This window comes from Ruminococcus sp. (assembly GCF_017650195.1).
Classification (GTDB): Bacteria; Bacillota; Clostridia; order Oscillospirales; family Ruminococcaceae; genus Ruminococcus.
Map to the genome: position 1 here is coordinate 1 of NZ_JAGCFH010000249.1, position 18,720 is coordinate 18,720.

At 46.3% G+C, this 18,720-nt stretch carries 11 protein-coding genes; 3 read left to right on the forward strand and 8 right to left on the reverse strand.

Annotated elements, in window-relative coordinates:
* Positions 1-147: 147 nt before the first annotated feature.
* From J6U00_RS11260 to J6U00_RS11275, 4 genes are all read right to left on the reverse strand, one after another.
* A complete protein-coding gene (locus J6U00_RS11260; RefSeq protein ID WP_296581914.1) occupies positions 148-600 on the reverse strand; it encodes a YbjN domain-containing protein in 453 nt (150 codons plus the stop codon).
* A gap of 394 nt (positions 601-994) precedes the next feature.
* Positions 995-1,723, reverse strand: coding sequence for a hypothetical protein (locus J6U00_RS11265; protein WP_296581916.1), 729 nt, complete (start codon positions 1,721-1,723; stop codon positions 995-997).
* Positions 1,724-1,745: 22 nt separating this feature from the next.
* Positions 1,746-3,635, reverse strand: coding sequence for an ABC transporter ATP-binding protein (locus tag J6U00_RS11270; protein ID WP_296581918.1), 1,890 nt, complete (start codon positions 3,633-3,635; stop codon positions 1,746-1,748).
* Positions 3,635-5,362, reverse strand: a complete 1,728-nt coding sequence (locus tag J6U00_RS11275; RefSeq protein WP_296581920.1) for an ABC transporter ATP-binding protein — start codon at positions 5,360-5,362, stop codon at positions 3,635-3,637. Before J6U00_RS11275 ends, J6U00_RS11270 begins: the two co-directional genes overlap by 1 nt.
* A gap of 143 nt (positions 5,363-5,505) precedes the next feature.
* On the opposite strand from J6U00_RS11275, the gene J6U00_RS11280 reads away from it, so the two are divergent.
* Positions 5,506-6,504 carry a CPBP family intramembrane glutamic endopeptidase gene (locus J6U00_RS11280; RefSeq protein WP_296581922.1) on the forward strand — a complete coding sequence of 333 codons (999 nt, stop codon included), beginning with the start codon at positions 5,506-5,508 and terminating at the stop codon, positions 6,502-6,504.
* A gap of 107 nt (positions 6,505-6,611) precedes the next feature.
* Here the strand turns inward: J6U00_RS11280 and J6U00_RS11285 are convergent, their stop codons facing one another.
* Complete coding sequence (locus J6U00_RS11285; protein ID WP_296581923.1) at positions 6,612-7,856, reverse strand: type II CAAX endopeptidase family protein; 1,245 nt, start codon at positions 7,854-7,856, stop codon at positions 6,612-6,614.
* 30 nt (positions 7,857-7,886) lie between these two features.
* Positions 7,887-10,205, reverse strand: a complete 2,319-nt coding sequence (gene yicI / locus J6U00_RS11290) for an alpha-xylosidase (protein ID WP_296581925.1) — start codon at positions 10,203-10,205, stop codon at positions 7,887-7,889.
* A 568-nt stretch (positions 10,206-10,773) separates the two neighbouring features.
* Between yicI and J6U00_RS11295 the strand changes: the two genes are divergently transcribed.
* Entirely contained in the window at positions 10,774-14,658 is a 3,885-nt protein-coding gene (locus J6U00_RS11295) for an endo-1,4-beta-xylanase (RefSeq protein WP_296581927.1), read from the forward strand.
* Between the two features lie 285 nt (positions 14,659-14,943).
* Here the strand turns inward: J6U00_RS11295 and spoIVA are convergent, their stop codons facing one another.
* Positions 14,944-16,419 carry a stage IV sporulation protein A gene (gene spoIVA, locus J6U00_RS11300; protein WP_296581929.1) on the reverse strand — a complete coding sequence of 492 codons (1,476 nt, stop codon included), beginning with the start codon at positions 16,417-16,419 and terminating at the stop codon, positions 14,944-14,946.
* Positions 16,420-16,521: 102 nt separating this feature from the next.
* On the reverse strand, positions 16,522-18,069 hold the full coding sequence (locus J6U00_RS11305) for an SPOCS domain-containing protein (protein ID WP_296581930.1): 1,548 nt from the start codon (positions 18,067-18,069) through the stop codon (positions 16,522-16,524).
* A 234-nt stretch (positions 18,070-18,303) separates the two neighbouring features.
* Between J6U00_RS11305 and J6U00_RS11310 the strand changes: the two genes are divergently transcribed.
* On the forward strand, positions 18,304-18,717 hold the full coding sequence (locus J6U00_RS11310; RefSeq protein WP_295076098.1) for an NUDIX domain-containing protein: 414 nt from the start codon (positions 18,304-18,306) through the stop codon (positions 18,715-18,717).
* Positions 18,718-18,720: the final 3 nt, after the last annotated feature.

The following is an 18,720-nucleotide window of genomic DNA, read 5'->3' on the forward strand; positions in this document are numbered from 1 at the left end:
CACAAGTTTATATATTTTTAAAGAGTGAAATACTTGATTTGTCAGATTTCACAATAAAAATCTACTTTTTGTACAATAATTTTAATACTATTTGTAGTTTTTATCGGTCTTTATCCTAAAAATAATTCAATTTTTAGCGATATTTCGTTAATTATTGTTGTTATTATTTATGAGTTCCAGTATCCTTCCGAGATACTTGTCAAGAGCGAGCACACAGATATTGAGATAATCCTCCACCTGATCCCTTGTATCTTCACCTTTTAAAATAGCATTTGTCAGTACAATTATCTGTCCGTCCTTGTCAATGAACATCTTGCATGCGAAGTTGCCAGGGTCAGCATTGAACTCGTTCACGATCTGATAGAGATCAGGACCTACGCTGGAAAAGAGAGCTATCCTGCTGAGAGCAAGACTTAGCGCACTATTCTTAGGATTGTAGTGTACAAGAACATAAGGAGCAGTATCATGATGAGGGAGCTTTGTGCGGAACCTCATCATATTCTCGTCATGCTCGTTGAGCTCGTAGGATACATTATTGCTTTCGAGAAGTCCGCAGAAATCTGCTAAAATAGGATTCATTTCCTTCATATTGTTTTCCATTGTTATTTCCTCCGTATCCGGTAATATTTTAATTTATGTAGCTTGACATAAAGAAATGCAACGCACAGATAGCCTATTGTGTAAAGGCTCTGCGCTTTCCCGAAAGTCGTTCGGGGCACCGACCGCCCGAAAGAGGCCAGTGAATACAAATTAATTATATCATAGCTTAGGTAATATGTCAATCATGTTTGACAACGCTACACAATACACGGAAAAAGCGCCCGTGGTGGACGCTTTGACCTTTAGGGTGGTTTATATGAAAAAATGAAGACTTCAAATTTATTACGGCTTGCCGCCGTTCTCTTTCCATGATTGTATTATAAACCGCCCGTATGTTTATTTTGTGATAGAAAACTGAACTGCTTGAAAAATCCCTGAGAGCAATTTGTGATTTTTAAAGTCCCGAGACTGTGAAGCTCACCTCAACGTTTTTCCAGCTGCCGAACTCCTCACGGTCTATTATCTGTGCGGAATAGCTGCCGTCGTTGACAGGGCTCGGATTACTTGTATCATAATTTATGAACAAAGCTCCCTCCGCAGTCCTGGCGTCACCAGGAAGGCTATCGTCGCTGACCCATTCGTTGAATATATTCGCACGTACAGAGCCACTCTCGGTGTTGGTATAGCTCTTTTTTCTGAGTTCAAGCACCCTGCCGTCAACCTTTACGCTGTTTATGGTTATTACCGCATTGGGGAAGACCTCCTCCGCATTATCTATGATAACAGCAGCAAAGCCTATTCCTTTTATGGTATAATCGCCATTTATATCTCCAGTCTCGTCGTAGCGGAAGCCGTTGGTATCAGCGGTAACGCTGACGGTATAATCACCGTTGCCGGTTATATGAGCAACTCCGGCGTCATAAGAGAGCTGCTCGCTGCCATTCTCATCCTTGTTGCCGAGGTACTGAACCTCCCATGCTTCATCAACTATGGCAAGATAAGCGTCTCCGGAAACAGCCTCTACGGCGTCGTTGATGTCAACACCCTCCACTGTAGTAGTAGCTGTAGGCAATTCTACATCAAAGGAGCCTATCTTTTTAGTGCTGTTTTTGCCGCTGCACGAGACAGAACATACAAGAAGCGCAAATGCTACGGCAAGAGCTGCATTTCTTTTCAGTATCATATATTACCTCTTTTCCAGTCCGTCAGCTGAGCTCGAACATACCTGTATAGAGCTGATAGTACTTGCCATGCTGAGCAATGAGCTCGTTGTGGTTTCCTCTTTCGATTATCTTTCCTTGCTCCAGTACCATGATAGCGTGGGAATTGCGTACTGTGGAGAGCCTGTGAGCGATAACGAACACCGTCCTGCCCTCCATAAGGGAATCCATACCCTTTTCGATGAGGGCTTCTGTACGGGTATCTATAGAACTGGTAGCCTCATCGAGAATGAGCACCGGCGGGTCTGCAACAGCCGCTCGAGCTATTGCAAGAAGCTGTCTCTGACCCTGCGAAAGATTGGAGCCGTCAGCACTTAGCATGGTATCGTAGCCGTTTTCGAGATGTCTTATGAAGCTGTCGGCATTTGCCAACTTGGCAGCCTCGTATACTTCCTCGTCGGTAGCGTCCAGCTTGCCATAGCGGATATTTTCCATTACCGTACCCGTAAAGAGGTGGGTATCCTGCAATACTATAGACTGCGACCGTCTCAGGTCGTCCTTCTTTATCTTGTTTATGTTTATTCCGTCGTAACGTATCTTGCCCTCAGGTACATCGTAGAAACGGTTTATGAGATTGATTATGGTAGTCTTTCCAGCACCTGTAGAGCCTACGAAGGCTATTTTCTGTCCTGGCTTCGCATAAAGCGAGATACCGTTGAGAACGGTCTTGTTTGGCTCATATCCGAATACAACGTCGTCGAATTCAACATTTCCGTGTACCTCGGTATAGGTAACCGTTCCGTCAGACTTGTGAGGGTGCTTCCAAGCCCATCTACCGGTGCGCTTGTCGGTCTCGGATATCTTACCGTCAGCCGTTATCTCAGCGTTGACAAGGGTCACATAGCCTTCGTCAGCCTCGGGCTCCTCGTCGATAATACGGAATATTCTCTCAGCACCAGCAAGAGCGGTCAATACTGAATTAAGCTGTTGAGACACCTGGGTTATAGGCATGGAGAATGAACGTGTGAATTGCAGATAGGATACGACCGTACCCACGGTCATCCCGCCTATGCCCTTTACAGTCATGATACCGCCTGCGATAGCAGTAGCCGCATAATGTATATACGACAGATTGTTCATTATGGGCATAAGAATATTCGCAAATGTATGAGCGTGAGTGGAAGCACTGCAAAGCTCCTCGTTGAGCCTGTCAAATTCCTCGTCAGCCTTTTCCTCGTGACAGAACACCTTTACTACTTTCTGCCCGTCTATCATCTCCTCAATGTAGCCGTTGACGCTTCCGAGAGCCTTCTGTTGAGCTATGAAGCCCTTTCCGCTCCTTGACCCCACAAAGCCTATTACCTTGAAGATAACGAAGAGCATAGCCACGACTAGTATTGTCAGCCGCCAGCTGTAAATCAACATGGCAGTAAATACTCCAACGATAGTTATAGCTGAGCTTATGAACTGTGCGATACTGTTGCTGAGCATTTCTCGGATAGCGTCCGTATCGTTGGTATAAAGGCTCATGAGCTCGCCGTGAGTGTGCTTGTCGAAGAAGCGTATGGGGAGCATTTCCATTTTGCAGAAGAGATCGTTTCTGATACGCATCAGGGTAGTAGTTGATATTTTCAGCATTATGCGCTGATAGAACAGCGTAGAAAGCGCACCGCAGGCGTATATTACTACCATAACGACAATTATACCGATGAATCTGCCATACTTCCAGTTTCCTGTTTTCAGGGCGTCCTCGATGTTGTCGATTATGGGCTTAAGGAGGTAATTTCCTGCGATACCAGCTCCTGAACTTATAAATATGCCGATGACTACAAGTATGAACTGCAGTCTAAATCCGTGCATATAGGTGAATATCCTTTTTAAAGCAGCCAGTGTATTTTCCGGCTTTGCCATAGGTCTCTGAGTTCTCGGAGGCATTATTCATCAGCTCCTTTCTGCTGCGAATCGTATACCTCACGGTATATTTCGCTTTTCTGCATGAGCTCATCATGAGTGCCGATATCGGTTATCCTGCCGCCGTCCATGACGATTATCCGGTCAGCATCCATAACGGAGCTTATACGCTGAGCGATTATTATAGTTGTCGTATCAGCTAGCTTTTCGCGAAAAGCCTTGCGGATGCTGCTGTCCGTAGCCGTATCAACAGCGCTGGTGGAGTCGTCGAGTATGATTATCTTAGGCTTTTTGAGCAATGCCCTTGCAATACAGAGCCTCTGCTTCTGACCGCCGGAAACATTAACGCCGCCCTGTCCGAGATCGGTATCGTAGCCGTCGGGGAAGCTCATTATGAAGTCGTGAGCGCAGGCAGCCTTACATGCTTCCTGCATCTCCTCGTCAGTTGCGTTCTCGTCTCCCCAGCGGAGATTCTCCTTTATGGTACCCGAAAACAAAACGTTCTTCTGAAGCACCATTGCCACCTGATCGCGGAGAGTTTTCAGCGAGTACTCCTTAACATCGTGTCCGCCAACTATGACCTTTCCGTCAGTAGCCTCGTAAAGACGGGGTATCAGCTGTACAAGGGAAGTCTTTGAGGAGCCAGTGCCTCCGATTATACCTATAGTCTCGCCAGAGCTTATTTTTAGGTCTATCCGGTCGAGAGCAAGATTGTTCATATCCCCGTAGTAGCTGAAGCTCACATTTTCGAAACATACAGAACCATCTTCTGCAGTTACCTCCGAGGCAGGAGTGTCCTTGATTGCAGGCTCCTCCTTTAATACCTCGTATACACGCTGCAAGGAAGCTCTCGATATAACGAAGGTTATGAAGAGCATTGATATCATCATGAGCGACAAGAGTATCTGTCCCACATACATGATAAAGCTTGAAAGAGCACCTGTTTCAATATCTCCGTTTACAGCCATGTGACCGCCAAAGTAAAGTATAGCCGCTATACTTGCGTACATTACCAACTGCATTGAGGGCATACTGAGTATTACCAGTTTTTCCGCCGCGAACTGTGCAAGACGTACGTTTTTTGTATTTTCGCTGAAACGCTCATTTTCGTACTTCTCACGTGCAAAAGCCTTAACAACACGAATTCCCACAAGGTTTTCCTGCACCTTTGCATTCATATCGTCGTATCTTTTCAGCATCTTCTCGAATCTCGGGTGAGCGTTTGTCATTATAAGGAATACCGCCAGAGCAAGAAGAGGTATAGCAAAAAGAAATACCATTGAAAGCCTTGCATTCGCCCTTACCGCCATGATAGTAGCACATATAAGCATTATAGGCGAGCGAAAAGCCATTCTCACGAACATCATGAAGGCATTCTGTAAGTTTGTAACGTCCGTAGTAAGTCTCGTAGTTAGTGAAGCGGTGGAGAACTTATCCACATTTGCAAAGGAGAAGCCCTGAACTCTGCGGAAAAGCGCACTTCTCAGGTTCTTTGCAAAGCCCATTGCCGCAACCGCGCTGAAACGCGCCGCAAGAGCGCCGAAGCACAGCGAGAATACCGACATGAGCACCATAAGTCCACCCATTTTTACTATATAGCCTATATCTCCCTTTTTTACACCGTTATCTATTATCATAGCCATTACAGTCGGGATGATGACCTCCATAGCCACCTCCCCTATGATAGTAACAGGCGCAAGCAAAGCCTGCTTCCAGTATTTTCCGACGTGTGATAGAATAGTTCCGTACATCGGCATACCCCTTCTTTCTATAAAAATAGTCTAAATTTAATTATACCATTATCACGGTATATTGTCAAATACAAAGCAAAGCCTGTGTGGTATCTTGACAATTGTCACGTAACATAGTAAAATTAATTACGGAGGTGCTTTTTATGCTTGATTACAGACCCAAAATGTTCAGTGAAGCCTCAAAATCACATGCTTCAAAAAATCTTTTCGCAATAATTATATGCTTTTTAGCTGTATTTTTGATAATAATCTTTCTCGAATCTCTTTCTTCGGCGATATTCTCCTCAAAGGCTGTGCTTGAGAATGCCGAGATACAGGAGTACATCGGCACCACTCAGAATTTCAGCCTTAAGGAATCGCTAAAAGTCGCGGCAAGAGTCGCAGGTTCCCCAAGAGTGATGATACCGTCGCTTTTTTCAACTATATTCGGCACTCTTGCGGCGATATTCTACTGTCGCTGCGTTGAGATGAGACCCGTCCGATCCATGGGAGCAAAGAAAAAAAGCTTTTTCTTCCACTATTTCACAGGAATTGCCGTAGGACTGACAATGATGTCGCTGATAGCACTCTCAAGCGCTATTTTCGGCATCACAAAAATAAAAACCTGCACCAATGTACGCTTCGGCATCCTTGCCCTTTTCCTTGTAGGCTTCATAATACAAGGAATGAGCGAGGAATTCATCTTTCGTGGCTATCTGATGACCTCCGTGGGAGGCAGCGGTCAGCATACTCTGATTGCCGTCATCGTTAGCGCAGTCGCGTTTGCCCTTGCTCACACAATGAATCCCGGCTTCGGTGTGCTACCCTTTATAAACCTCACTCTTTTCGGAGTTTTTGCAGCCGTTTATATGATATATTCAGACAATATATGGGGAGTATGCGCCATACACTCTGTATGGAATTTCGCACAGGGCAATATCTATGGTATAAGCGTCAGCGGCTCATCTGACACGGAATCCTTATTCAGAAGCGTTCCTGTCTCCTCACATGCCGCGCTCACAGGCGGCAAATTCGGCATTGAGGGCAGTCTAATCACGTCCGTCGTGCTCTGCGCAGCCACAGCGATTATGCTCTACATGATATCGAAAAAAGCTCCTTCGGAAGTTCCGGCACAGGAAGAAACTTCTGACGCGGAAGTCTGACACAGCAGCCAAAAATAAATAAACGTCATAGTACCTGTCTGACCTTAGGTCGCAGGCGCTATGACGTTTTTTGTGTTAAATAAAAGCTTCCGGCGTGATATATGCCTTTATTTTACCTTTGTCTGATAGATTATCAGTATTGTATACAAGGCCTGGACTGTTACAGCAGCTATTATTCCCACTGAGGTCTTGGCGACCGCTATGCCTCTTCGGCTCTGTGCAGGAGTAGAAACAGGCAGTTTGCACTCGCTCCTGAATATCACCAGCATCACTATGCCAATTAGCCAGCATAATATCATGCTGAGCCCGAAAAGTCCCATTACAATGGTGTTCCCCTTGAACTCCGATATCACCGTCACCAGCGTATTGATAAGTATATGCACCACTATGGACGGGATTATGGAATTGTGCTTCATATCAATATGTCCCAGGAATATACCGATAAGGAAAGCAAGAGTGAACTGTGGAAGATTTCCATGGGCAAGTCCAAAAAACAGAGCCGACATGAATATACCGAACCGCTGATTGGATTTGGAGAATATCTTCATAAGAGCACCGCGGTAGAATATCTCCTCCGTTATTGGAGCGATTATGCAGCTATAAATCAGCATTACCGCAAAGCCGATTCCCGTCTCACCGTAATCCATATCCATAACATCTGTCGAAAAGCCATACTTTGAAAATACATTTTCTATACCCGAGGAAATTATCGCCGCGGTATACCAAATAAAGACTCCCGCAAAGCAGTGCTGTACAGCGTCTGAAAAGTGGTAATCCTTTGTTTTTATCATGAAGGATGGCTTTATCTTCGCCCATTTCAGACCGATAAGTGCAAAACCTACATTTGCAAACAAATAGGTGACGAGGTTGACAGCAGCCAATATTGAACTTTTCCTCATATAATGCGTAACAGCTCCAGACGCAGCGTCCGGGTTCAGCTTAATGAGTACCCATTTTACAACGAGCATAAGAGTCAGCGCAAACACACTGGAGGCAAAGAAATGGAATAGTGCTGTAAAGCCGCCTATATTGTAGAAGCGTCTTATGGCACTTTTTTCAACCTTTGCAGGCTCAAAAGATATGGAAAATTCGGGCATTGTCGCCCAAGGAAGTATCTCGGAATAGTCATCCCTGTACCACTTGAACTCCGTGGGGTTCCTGAAGGGATCGTGCAGATCTATCTTTGTGGAGTTTTTGTACTCTTTGTCCTTTTCCTCGAGCCGCCTTGTAAGATCGTATACCTCATGGTTCAGAGCAGCGTACTCCGCGCTGTAGCTCTGAGGTTCATTGATGTCTATTTTGTATCCCTTCCTTCCGTTCTTAATGCTGTATTTTATTTTACCACAATTCACTGTAAAAGTAAAGAGAAATGCAATAACTTTTCAATTTATCACGACTATATCCGTCCCCTGAGAGCTTTCTGCGGTAAAGGGCTTGTCTGTGCCTGTCACTGTCAGTTCTATGCAGTCTCCCCTGTGTACAGCCCTGATATCAGCCCTCTGGTTGCAGTTACCATCATATACGAATGCTTCCGCGATCATTTCCTCCTCAAGACCATAAACAACTATCCTCATGCCCTTCAGGTAGTCGTAATCCGCACTGCCGCCGTATTCTCCGTAAACTATCACAGAGCCCGGCTTTGCATAGAGGGGCATACCGAAATAATCGTACCTTTTCGTGTACCAGCGACCGCCGGGAAGGGTCTCGCCAGTCTGTATATCTGTCCATACACCACAGTCTGGCAGATAAAAGCTACACTCGCCATCCTCGCTGAAAACAGGAGCTACAAGGAGCGAATCCCCCAGCATATACTGAGTATCGATTGTAAGGGCGTTCCTATCGTATCCGAAGTCCACAGCCATAGCCCTCATCATTGGAACTCCTGTAAGATGTGACTTTACTGCATTCGCCCAGAGGTAAGGCATGAGCCTGCCCTTTAGCTTTACAAAATGCCGAGCAACGTCGCAGCTCTCTTCGTCAAAGTGCCACGGCACACGGTATGAACTGTTTCCATGATAGCGCGAATGTGTAGACATCAAACCAAAGGCTGTCCATCGTTTGTATAGGTCGGGGGTTCCCGTGGACTCAAAGCCGCCAATATCATGTGAGAAGAAGCCAAATCCGGACATACACAGCGACAGACCGCCCCGGAGGGTCTCCCACATGGACTTGTATGACGAGAAGCAGTCTCCACCCCAGTGTACCGGGAACTGCTGGCAGCCTGAGGTCGCAGACCGTGCAAATAGGCAGGTGTTTCCACTGCCCTTTGCTGCTTCAAGAGCCTCGAAGACGGTCTTGTTATACAGGTAAGAGTAATAGTTATGCATACAATAGGGGTCAGAACCGTCGGAGTATACAACGTCTGTGGGAATACGCTCCCCAAAATCAGTCTTTACCGCATCAACACCAAGCACGGCTAGCTCCAATATCTTTCCTGCGAACCATTTCCTAGCATCCTCGTTTGTAAAGTCTATCACAGCCATGCCCGGCTGCCACATATCACACTGAAAAACTGATCCGTCACGGTTCCTGAGAAAATACCCCTTTTCAGCACACTCCGCAAATGATGCCGAGCGCTGACCGATATAGGGGTTCACCCATACGCATATCCTCATTCCCTTTGCTTTAAGCCTTGATATCATAGCCTTAGGCTCTGGGAACTTATCCCCGTCCCATTCAAAGCCGCACCACTGGAACTCCTTCATCCAGAAGCAGTCAAAGTGGAAAACGTCAAGGGGGATGTCTCTACGCTTCATCTCGTCTATAAAAGAAGCCACCGTCTTTTCATCATAATCGGTTGTGAATGACGTGGACAGCCACAGTCCAAATGACCACGGTGGCGGCAGGGCAGGTCTGCCTGTGAGAGCGGTATAACGCTCTATAACACCGGCGATAGAATCTCCACCGAAAATGAAGTATTCAAGGGACTCCCCCTGCACAGAAAAGGCAGTATTGGAAACATTCTCACTACCCACCTCGAAGCTGACCCTGCCGGTATTATTCACGAATACTCCGTAGCTCCGGGACGAAACATAAAAGGGCACGGATTTGTAGCTCTGCTCGGAACAGGTTCCGCCGTCATTGTTCCACACATCCACGGCCTGACCGTTCTTCACAAAGGCAGTGAACTTCTCACCGAAACCGTAGATGAACTCTCCCACGGACAGTCCCAGCATTTCACGTATATATGTATTTCCACCGTTATCGAAACGGGCAAAGAAACGCTCCTGAGACTGTTCTGCCTCGATCTTTCTCCTATGCCACTGCTCCTCCTCGATAATTGAAGTAGTCCGCCACCCCGATTCCGTAAGCAATCTACCGCCATAATAATAGGATATATCCCATTTTTTCTTCTCGCAGCCGATACGCACCGATGTTTTTCCGGAGATGAGTTCCCAGCCTCCTCTGCTCAATCTGTTTATGACAGGCTTGAAGCCACCATCTTCATAAAGCATAAAGGAAGGCCTTTTCGTAGCAGTTCCCGAAAAGTGCTCTATTCTGACCTTTATGCTGTTTTCAAGGGTAGAGGTGAAGGTCACTGTCAGCACAGGACCTCCGAGAGTCATTCCCTTATTAGATATATAGTTTGCCGAAGCATAAACCGTGACCGAGCGCTCGTCCGCTTTTATTTCGTAAATCTGCGAAGCCCAGTGTACATTGTAGCCCACCTTGTTCATCCAGTAGCCATCTGATACTTTCATTTGTCTGCCCCCTATCTAATATTGTACGTACAACTTTTACAACCAACCGTACATTTCCTATAGCTTTATAATAACATCTATTCCGGATTTTTGCAATAGTTATTTGCATATCCACACAGATTTCTTTATTTTTGGGTAACAGGTGCAAAAAACGAAGAACGCTACTATAATAGTATCCTCTGTTTTTTACCATAAACTCTGTACAGAAACATTTTATTCACAGCTTCGTAATAGTCACAATACACAAATTTGTAAATACAAATTAAGCAAATTGACGGATACCAGTCTAAATCTCCCTAATCTGCGCTGTTTACACAACATAATGTGCATATAGACTCACCTTTTGAACAATTGTAATCCTATGTAAAAAATGACAATTTCTTAATCGAAAATATTTTAATTTCTACATATTTTTTAGTTTGTCTGCATTTTTTACACCTATTCTTTGTTTTTGGGGTTGAATTTATCATTACAAATATTGTAGAATAGAGTAACAGCATGAAATGATATAAAATATATCATTCCGTTGAACGAAAAATATACACATTATTAATGAGGAGGAGAATGTATGAAAGTAAAAAAGTTGGTTGCAAGCCTTACGGCTGCAAGCTGCCTTTCAGGGATGATTACTGTTATGCCCAATGTGGTTGCGCCCACCTATGCTGCTGAGATCGTTTACAACGACTTCGAGCGCAACTATGAAGGCTGGTGCGGAGAGGGCGACAGCGTTGAGCTGACAGCTCAGACCGCAGCAGGTTTTGAAACATCACGAGGCATGATTGTTTCAGGACGTACTTCATCATCTGACGGTGCGGCTTCCTCAAAGGGACTCTATCTCTTTGGCGGCGACAAATACACCTACAGTGTAAAGGTTTACAGCGAGACAGCTCAGAAGTTCCGTTTTTCACTGCTGACTATCGACGAGAAGACAGGAGAGGAGACTACTGTTCAGCTCGATTCAAAGGATGTTCCTGCAGGTGAATGGACTGAACTAAGTGGAAGCTATACAGCTTCAAAGGACAGCTATGAGTTCAGGCTGAAGATCACAAACGATTCGACTGAGGATTTCAGGTTCGACGAATTCCTTATCACAGGAGATAAAGCGGCTAACGAGGCACACGCTGCTCCCTCTGGCAAGGGACTTAAGGACGAATTCGCAAACTATTTCCGCGTAGGCAATATCTTCAACAGAGGTACTATCAGCAACAGTGGTATACAGGGAATAATCCTTAAGGATCACAATGCTGTGGAGTGCGAGAACGAGACAAAGCCAGACGCTACTCTGGTACAGAGCGGCTCATCGGATACCAATATAAAGGTATCTCTCAACAGCTGTGCTGCTATATGTGATTTCTGCGTAAAGAACGGTCTTGCTTTCAGAGGACACACTCTTGTATGGCACAGCCAGACTCCTGAGTGGTTCTTCAAGAGCAACCTCCAGCAGAATGGAAGCTGGGTAGACAAGAGCACCATGAGTAAGCGTATGGAAAGTTATATCCAGCACATGTTCGAAGCTTTCGCAACACAATACCCCGACCTTGATCTCTACGCATACGACGTATGTAACGAGTGTATCTCAGACGCAGGCAACGGTGGTCCGAGAAGCGGCGGCTACGGCAACGGCAACTCACCCTGGGTTCAGGTATACGGCGGCAATGGCTTCATCGAGGAGGCTTTCACTTATGCAAGAAAGTACGCTCCTTCTACCTGTAAGCTTTTCTATAACGACTATAACGAATTTGCCGATGGCAAGAAGAATAGTATCATAAACTCTATCTTGAAGCCCCTTAAGTCTAAGGGCGTGCTGGACGGCATGGGAATGCAGTCCCACGTAAACGCTGCTGCAAGCAACGCATGGGGCGATACCAATTCTTACCTCAAGGCTATGGACGATTACCTCAATCTCGGCATCGAAGTTCAGGTAACAGAGCTCGATATCAGCGTTGAGAACGGAAAGTACTCATATCAGGATCAAGCAAACAAATACAAGGCTATCTTCCAGCACGCTATGCAGTGGAACAGCGCAGGTCACGACAACAAGGTAACTCTTATTCAGATCTGGGGACCCAACGACGCTAACTCATGGCTCAGCTCCGGAAGCAACGGACTCCTCTATGACGGAAGCAACCAGCCCAAGGCTGCATACACAGCTCTTACAAGTCTCGTTTCAGACAGTAACTGGGGCGTAGGTATCCCTTACACAGGTCCTGGCAGCAGCGGATTTACTCCCAAGCCTGTTGAGCCTGCAACAGTCAACGATGAGGGCTACTGGTTCCACAGCACATTTGAAAGCAGTACGGACAGTTGGTCAGGCAGAGGCGCTGCTTCTGTTGAGACAAGCAGCAGCACCAAGTTCGCTGGCAGCAAGTCTCTCTATGTAAGCGGCAGAACAAACTCATGGAACGGTGCTGCATTATCACTTGACTCGAGAGCATTCGAGGCAGGCGAGACCTACAGCTTCTCCGCAAATGCCTGCTATACCAGCGGTTCATCAGATACACAGGAGTTCAAGTTCACTCTCCAGTATGATGATGCTTCAGGTACAACAACCTACGATCAGATTGCACTTGCATCCGCTCCCAAGGGAAGCTGGGTACAGCTCGCAAATACAAGCTATACTCTCCCCGCAGGCGCTTCAAATATGCAGATCTATGTTGAAACTACAGATGAAAGCGAGTACGTTGACTTCTATATCGACGAAGTTGTCGGAGCTCCAAAGGGCACAAAAATAGACGGCGCAGGACAGCCTGACCTCCCGAACGGCGGACAGACTTCTTCCGGTGGACAGACATCTACAACTCTCCACCTCGGCGATATCAACTACGATGGTATTATCAACTCTTTAGATATGGTAGAAGCAAGAAAAGCTATCATCAAGGGCGGATTCAGCGATTCAAACGCTCAGAAGGCTGCCGATGTTGACCAGAGCAGAGAATTTGACGTAACTGACCTAGTTTGTCTCCAGGAATTTATTCTTGGCAAGATCAAGGAATTCCCCGTAAACAAACCGGCAGTTGCTACACTTGACCCCTCACAGTACGAGGCTAAGTTCAGCGGCATTTCACTCGCAGAAAGCTTTAAGAAGGAAAGCGAGAATAATCCAATCTATACTCAGCGTTTCGGCGCTGACCCAGGCTGGCTCGTATATGACGGCAGACTTTACGTTTACACAACAGCTGATGAATTCGCATACAAGAATGGTCAGCTTATTGAAAACGATTATTCTTCAGGCTATATCAACTGTTTATCCTCAGCAGACCTTGTAAACTGGACAGACCACGGTCAGATCCCTGTTGCGAAAACAAGAGTAAACGGCACACCTATTGCAAGATGGGCTAATAACGCATGGGCTCCTGATGCTGCATGGAAAAATATCAACGGACAGGATAAGTTCTTCCTTTACTTTGCAAACAATGGCTCAGGTATCGGTGTTATCACAGCTGATGACCCGACATTCACCAAGAATGTAAAAGATCCTCTTGGTCATGAACTTATTTCCAGAAACACACCTAACAGTAATGTAACATGGCTCTTCGATCCCGGCGTTTACTATGATCCGGATACAGATACAGCTATCATTGCTTATGGCGGCGGTGTTCCCGATGGACAGGCTGCTAATACAAAGCAGGGACGTATCGCTAAGCTTGGCGATGACATGATCTCAATCGTAGGTACACCTATCGATCCCGGTACACCTTACCTCTTCGAAGATTCAAGCATGATTAAAATCGGTAATACATGGTATTACTCATTCTGCCACAACTGGAATGTTCCCGGTGGTGCAAATGTAAACGGTCAGTCATTCAGCAATGCTGATATCGGTTACATGACATCAACAAATCCGCTCGGCGGATATCAGTACCAGGGTGTTGTATTCAAGAATACAGCTACACAGAGACTTGATAACGGCGGTAATAACCACCACTCAATTATCGAATTCAAGGGCAGCTACTATGTACTTTATCACTCACGTCAGCTTGAAATGCGTATGGGCGTTAACGGCGGCAAGGGTCTTAACTACAGATCACCTTGTATTGATAAGGCAACTATAAGCAACGGAAAGATCACATGTAATGGTTCACAGAATGGTGTAAACCAGATTGAGAATCTCAACGCTTATGAGACTGTACAGGCGGAGACAATGTCCAACCAGTCTAAGAACATAAGCATAAGTGGTGTCGGCAACACAACTGTCAAGGCTAAGAAGGGCGATTGGATCAAGGTCAGCGGCGTTGACCTCAGCAAGGGTGTATCTTCTATCACAGTCAAGGGCAGCGGAAACGCAGTAGTTAAGTTCTGTGTAGGTTCTGCAACAGGTACTTGCATCGGTTACGGTGAGCTCAACGGTAGCGAGAACGAACTCGCAGCTACAGAGAATAATGTAACAGGTGTTAAGGATATCTACATGATATTCAGCGGCGACTGCGAATTCGATTACTGGAAGCTCGCATAATCATAATTCCTTTTAGATGTTGATCTGTGCGGTGCATCTGCACAAACGCGCCGCACAGATTGATATAATTTAAAAACTGAATTGTAAGGGACAAATCAGAATAAGAAAGCCGTGCTTAGGCAGCACGGCTTTCTTGTTACCCAGTGACTGAACGCTCTTTCTACGCGGCATTATTTATATATAAAAGTAACATCTGACTACGCGCGGAAACATAAGATAACAGGGATGACTGTTGTCATATCCTCAGCTTGTTAAAAAACCTCTGCAGTCGTGCAGAGGTTTTTTTCATAATATAAAACAAATAAGCCCCGAGCACCCTTCGTTTATGACACGTTCGAGAGTTTCCTGCAACTTCATACGCGCATCCATAGGCATCTTGAAAAGCTTACCATGAAGCCCCTCATTGACCAGCTCGTGGAGGGACTTACCAAAGATATTGCTCTCCCATATCTTTTTCGGATCGTCGTCGAATCCGTCAAGAAGATACATCACAAGTTCCTCTGACTGTCGTTCCGTACCGACAATAGGGCTGATAGTCGTATTGATATTGGCTTTCATAAGGTGTATGGATGGTGCTGAAGCTTTGAGCTTTACTCCGTATTTGCCACCCTGTCGAATTATCTTCGGCTCTTCGAGAGACATCTCCTCCAGCTCTGGCATTACAATACCGTAGCCTGTAGCTTCTACTTCCGCAAGAGCAGGCTCGATACGCTTATATTTGCGGCGAATCTCGTTGAGTTCCGACAGCAGGGGCATGAGGTCGCTTTCGCTCTCAATCTCTATACCCGTAGTTTCTCCGAGTATACGATAGAAAAGACTGTTGTCAAGCTCGGCAGTTATGGTGACAGCGCCCTTACCAAGGTCTATGCCGCTTATCTCCGCCTTTATTACGTCTGGACACTGTGCTATAGCCGCAGCCGCGTCCTCTGCCTCACGGACAAGCCTTATATCCTTAGCAGCACTGCGTATGCAGTCCAGTATCTCAGATTTCAGCCAGTGCCCCTTACCGAGAGTATTTATCCATCGCGCCGTGCGGATATTTATTTCCTTTATGGGGAATGAGAAGAGTATCTCGCGCATTATATCACGTATATCCTCTTCATCAAGACTTAGACAGTTCACGGGAACTACCTTTGCGTCGTAACGCTCCGTGAGTTGTGCCGCGAGAGCCTTAGTCTCGGCAGAATCCGGGGCTAAGGTATTGAGTATCACGACAAACGGTTTGCCGAGCTCTTTCAGTTCGCGGATAACTCTTTCCTCACACTCCTCGTACTCCTCACGGGGTATATCTGTCACAGAACCATCGGTAGTGATAACGAGTCCAATAGTAGAATGGTCTGTGATGACCTTCTGGGTACCTATCTCCGCGGCCATATTAAATGGTATCTCCTCGTCAAACCACGAGGTCATGACCATACGGGGCTGCTCGTTCTCGATATAGCCGAGAGAGCTCGGTACAATATATCCCACACAATCTATGAGCCTCACGTTGAAGGAAGCACCGTCCCCGAGGTCGATACGGACAGCCTCCTCTGGTATAAACTTCGGCTCGGTAGTCATAATAGTCTTTCCTGCGGCAGACTGAGGCAACTCATCAAGGGCCCTTTCCCTCTTGAAGTCACTGCTGATATTAGGTATCACCAGCGACTCCATGAATCGCTTGATAAAGGTGGATTTTCCTGTCCGCACCGGCCCCACCACGCCTATGTAGATATCGCCGCTTGTACGCTCGGCGATATCGCTGTATATATCTTTAGCCATATTTTGCTCCTTGATCTGTATTTGCAGGTACTGATGCCTGCATCAGTCCTCGATTAACAATATTTTACGGGGCAATGTTCACATCGTCCCTACAGAACTACTTTACGATACTATTGGTATCAGCAGCATACCACCATTCTCAAGTCTGTCACCAGTAAGATCGTTTTCCTCCATTATTGCGGAAACGCTTGTGCTGTAGCGCTTTGCGATATCCCATACCATTTCGTTTTCACTACCGAAATACAGTTTTATAGCATAATCGCCGTCACGCTCCTTCCGCGAACTGTCATCTATTGCTATATTCGTTACTGCTCTAATGGAGTCTGAGCTGTACACCGACAGTCTTACAGCCATATCCGCCTTTGCTGTAAGCACTCCCTCCGCAGAGATATCGTAGGATGTCTCACGGACGCTCACCTCTGCCGCTACCTCTGCGCCGCTAATATTGTCGGGAAGAGCGATAACCTCCTCAAAAGCCTCCTCGCGATCGGGCATAGCGATACCGCCTGTGCTCTCCTTAGCAGCCATAGAGTAGACGAGCATACCGCTTATTGCCACGGAGCACCCGTCATCGCCGATATGAGCGTTAATGTTCTTTGGCTCGCTCCACATGGCGTATATTTTCAGAGGCACATTCTCCCCCTCTGCCAGCCTTACGATGTGCCGGATACTCTCATCGTATACTACAGGTATCTGCTCCGCCTTGATCTCCGACATTTCTACACTGCACGGGTATACTGTTGAAAAAGCGTCCTCAGCTATCATTACTGTGGCAGTCTTCACAGCCCTGCAAGAGAGCCTCAATTCCGCCTCGCACCGCAGGACGCGGTTATCACTTCCGCTTATTACGCCAACATCGCAGCTCACAGCCTCGGGAGCCACAGAACAGTCGAAGCTGTCATCAAGCCCCTCCACATCTATTATCTGACTGTAGCTCATGGAGAACCTCATAGGCTCCACGTACATCTCGCCGCCGCTTTCCCCTGCATAGAGAAGCTCCACGTCTGCCTCACCCTTTGCAAGGAGTTTGCCTGATATGAGCTTTATCTCGCACTTTTCCGCGCTGCACCGGCAGTTTATCACGCTGATGATATCCGGCTGAGCCGCTGTAAGCTCTATATCCTCCTCAACGCGCACGTTCTTAACTGCAGATAGCCTTTGTGCCGCATAATTTACAGGCATCTTTCTGAGCTGTATATTCATGCCTGCGGCGTCGGATACGACCTCCTGCGCCTGCTCTCCCGAAACGTTTATCTTTATCGACACCGCTCCCCTCATATCGAGTCTGCGCTTGTTAACTGCACGGAAGCTTATATGATCGGTCTTGGCAGTTATCCTGACATCTGGGCGCTCCACGCTTTTCCCCAGATCCGCTGTACGGGTAAAAGTCCTCTGCTGCTCCACTGACTGAACTGCCGAACCGTCCTCGCCGCAGTAGAGGATATGTATATCGCACCTCAACTCATAGGTGAGCCTTTCGCCGCTGACCGTGCTTTCCGTGATGACTGGAACGGCTTCACAACGAATAAGCCGGAAGATATCGGGGCAGTAATCGGGCAGGATATAGTCAAGCTCAACAGGCTGCTCCTGAACCGTATCGCAGATCATCTCGGCAACAGGAACAGTCTCTTTTGTAAGTTTCAGATCCATAAATGCAGACCTCCTTGAATAATGCTTTATGTAATGATATTCCGAAGATTTGGTGTTTAGAACTATACAGGCAACACCCAATTTTGATAAAATTCATTACAAATTTACAAAGTCGGGTATAGACAAAATAGACAAAATATGTTATAATAATTGTGAACAACATAAAAAAGCAGCACCCCTTTCTGAGGTCTGCTTTTATTCTGCCCGAAAAGACGGGGCAAGAAAGGATATAGTATGCTTCACGAGAAATCATGCGGCGCGATCGTCTACAGGAAGTATCATGGCAATACTGAAATTCTGCTTATAAAGCATATCAACAGCGGTCACTGGTCCTTTCCGAAGGGACACGTGGAAAAGGGAGAGACAGAGGTCGAGACTGCTCGTCGTGAGATAATGGAGGAGACCTCCATCGACGTCATAATTGATCCGACATTCAGAGAAACGGTGACCTATTCACCTAAAAAGGACACCGTCAAGGTCGTCGTATACTTCCTTGCTAAGGCAAAGAACGTTGATTTTTCGCCTCAGGAGGGAGAGATAGCGGATATACGCTGGGTAGACATATCCTACGCAGCGAATATACTGTCTTATGAAAATGACAGAACGATCGTAGCCAAAGCAAAAAGCGCAATAAAGGAAAATCACTGAAAA

Coding starts and splice junctions, on each gene's coding strand:
- J6U00_RS11270 (WP_296581918.1), bottom strand. CDS start 3,635: ATGCCTCCGAGAACTCAGAGACCTATGGCAAAGCCGGAAAATACACTG.
- J6U00_RS11305 (WP_296581930.1), bottom strand. CDS start 18,069: ATGGATCTGAAACTTACAAAAGAGACTGTTCCTGTTGCCGAGATGATC.
- J6U00_RS11310 (WP_295076098.1), top strand. CDS start 18,304: ATGCTTCACGAGAAATCATGCGGCGCGATCGTCTACAGGAAGTATCAT.
- J6U00_RS11260 (WP_296581914.1), bottom strand. CDS start 600: ATGGAAAACAATATGAAGGAAATGAATCCTATTTTAGCAGATTTCTGC.
- J6U00_RS11275 (WP_296581920.1), bottom strand. CDS start 5,362: ATGTACGGAACTATTCTATCACACGTCGGAAAATACTGGAAGCAGGCT.
- J6U00_RS11265 (WP_296581916.1), bottom strand. CDS start 1,723: ATGATACTGAAAAGAAATGCAGCTCTTGCCGTAGCATTTGCGCTTCTT.
- J6U00_RS11295 (WP_296581927.1), top strand. CDS start 10,774: ATGAAAGTAAAAAAGTTGGTTGCAAGCCTTACGGCTGCAAGCTGCCTT.
- yicI (WP_296581925.1), bottom strand. CDS start 10,205: ATGAAAGTATCAGATGGCTACTGGATGAACAAGGTGGGCTACAATGTA.
- J6U00_RS11280 (WP_296581922.1), top strand. CDS start 5,506: ATGCTTGATTACAGACCCAAAATGTTCAGTGAAGCCTCAAAATCACAT.
- spoIVA (WP_296581929.1), bottom strand. CDS start 16,419: ATGGCTAAAGATATATACAGCGATATCGCCGAGCGTACAAGCGGCGAT.